This is a genomic window from Streptomyces sp. SID3212, from assembly GCF_009865405.1.
Lineage (GTDB): Bacteria > Actinomycetota > Actinomycetes > Streptomycetales > Streptomycetaceae > Streptomyces.
Genome location: NZ_WWJY01000735.1, coordinates 1 through 2,304, shown reverse-complemented (window position 1 = coordinate 2,304; position 2,304 = coordinate 1). Strand labels below are relative to the sequence as shown.

The following is a 2,304-nucleotide window of genomic DNA, read 5'->3' as shown; positions in this document are numbered from 1 at the left end:
CGCCGTCGCCGGAACCGGCCGTACCGCCCCCGGTGTCCCCACCGGAGCCGCCGGAGCCGGACCCGGAGCCCGACCCGCCGGCCCCGCCGTTCCCCGAGCCCCCGCCCCCGGACGAAGCACCTTCCCCCGAGGCGTCCGCGTCCGGATTGCCCTTCTCCAGGCGGTCCGCCGCGGCCTCCGTCTGCCGCCGGAGCGCTGCCGGCAGCGGGACGTACCCGGGCGGAAGCTCCCCCGGCCCGTACCCGGGCACCTGCCCCTGACCTGCCGCGTACCGCAGCACACGCGCGTAGTCCTCCCGTACGGGCTTCTCCAGGTCCGTCGAGGCCGCCGCGTAGGTCAGCATGGTCAGCGGATAGGCCCCGCCCCTGGCCTTGCCGGGGTCCGCCGCCTTGACGCCGGCTACGGCCGTGTCCTTCATCGTGCCGACGGCCTTCAACATCGACGCGTCCGTGGGCTTCACGAACCGGCCGTCGGACGTCCGCAGCGCGGCGACCCCCAGCTGGTAGCGCGCGGCGGAGGCCGTGTCGACGATGCCGTACGCCCGCCGGCTGCCGTGTGTCGGCGGGACGCCGACCAGCTTCACCCCTTCGGGCGCCGAGGTGTCCTGCTCGATGCGGGACTTCCCGCCGTTGCTCCCCCGGCGGACGAAGAGCGCCCCCTGGTGCATGTCCGCCACGTAGGGCGCCCAGTCCAGTTGGCCGTACGTGATGTGCTTGCCGTCGCTGGTGAGTTCGGTCTCGGTCGGATCGACCTTGGGGAAATCGACCGGAGCTTTCGAGCCCAGGTCCAGTTTCTTGTAGTACGGATTGACCTTCGTGCCCCACGGATCCGCTTCGCCCTTGAGGAAGGAACGCGCCTCGGGATCGCTCTGGAGATAGCGCCAGACAATGCTGTTCACGTCGGAGACGTCCCCGATCAGCATGATCGCTCCGGCGTTCGCGAGCGGATTCAGGGCGCCTTCCTTGAACTGGGGATTCAAATTCAGGAATTCCGGGTCCACGACGATCGACGCCGCGTTGCCCACCAGGTGCGCGGGGACCGTGGACTCGGCGCCCGTCATCAGCCGCACGTCGTTGATGTAGGACGCGGTGAGGATCTTCGCCAGCAGGCGCGGGGTGATCTTGATGCCCTGGACCGCGGTCTCGCCCTCCCGCTCCCAGAAGAACCCGACCGTCAGTCCGCTCAGCGCCACCGGCGCGTGCACCACGGGCGCGGCGCCCTTCGGCGCCTTGACCGGGTCGATCGTGAAGGCCAGCCCGGGCGCGGAGTCCGTGGGCTCGGTGATCTGCGACCGCGCGAAGTCCTCGCCGGACTGGCTGAACGTGAACCGGGTCTCCCCGCCGGCGCAGAGCCGGGACTGCCAGGAGGTGAGGGCGTCGGTGACCATCTCCGAGCCGATCATGCGGCGTTCGGCCTTGTCGGGCGCGCAGCCGTCGCCCACGGGCTGGAAGCCCATCGGGAACACCAGCCGCTGGGCCCAGTTGGAGGTGGAGAGCGGGGAGCTCTGCAACATCTGGTTGTTGCCGCCGGTGCCGTCAACGTCGTGCTCGCCGCGCGGCACCACCACCAGCCAGCAGTTCCTGACCTTCTCCGAGGCGCCGGTCCCGAGGCGATCGCCGCAGCCCAGATGCGGGGCCTCCCGGGCGGTCTGCACCGGGAAGACCAGGTCGCCCGTGCCGTCGGCCCGGGTGATGCCGAACAGTTCCTCGTTGGTGTCGAGGTTGCTGAAGTACGTGAAGTCGCGGCTGCCGGTCGTGGCGGGTTCCCCGTTGGCCGGGCGGAACGGCACGAACGACTCGGCGGTGCCGTTGTTCACGTACTCGGTCTCCGCGGGGTCCCCGTCGAGCTGCCGCAGTGCTACCAGGCCGCCGCCCTTGTCCCCCTTCTTCGCCACCCCGAACACACACTGCTCACGGTCGGGGCCCTTCGGGTCGTCGCCCCAGCACTGCATCACCTGGAGGTAGTTGTACGACGGGTACCCCGTGGTCGGCTTCCCGCCCGTCCAGCTCACCCGTACCCCCTGCGAGCGGAGGTCCTTCGTCTGGCCCACCGTCACCTTGAGGCCGGAGAAGTCGTCCAGCGTGCCTTTCCTGCCCTGGACGGTGAGCGCCGAGGACGCGCGCTCCTGCCCGGCCGCCTGGGCCTCGTCCCCCGGCGGCAGCGGCAGCACCGCGAGGACGAGGGCCCCGAGCAGCGCGCAGACGCCCGCTGCCGTACGGCGGTCCTGTCGCCGGTCCCCCTCGCGCCGGTCAGGTCCGCGCCTCATCGCTCGTCTCCCTTGCGCCGCGCCCGCCCGGCCAGGGC

General features: G+C 71.4%; 1 pseudogene. It reads right to left on the bottom strand.

Going from position 1 to position 2,304, the window contains the following annotated elements:
• Positions 1-2,266, bottom strand: a pseudogene (locus tag GT042_RS38285) (hypothetical protein); the annotation flags it as partial.
• Positions 2,267-2,304: the final 38 nt, after the last annotated feature.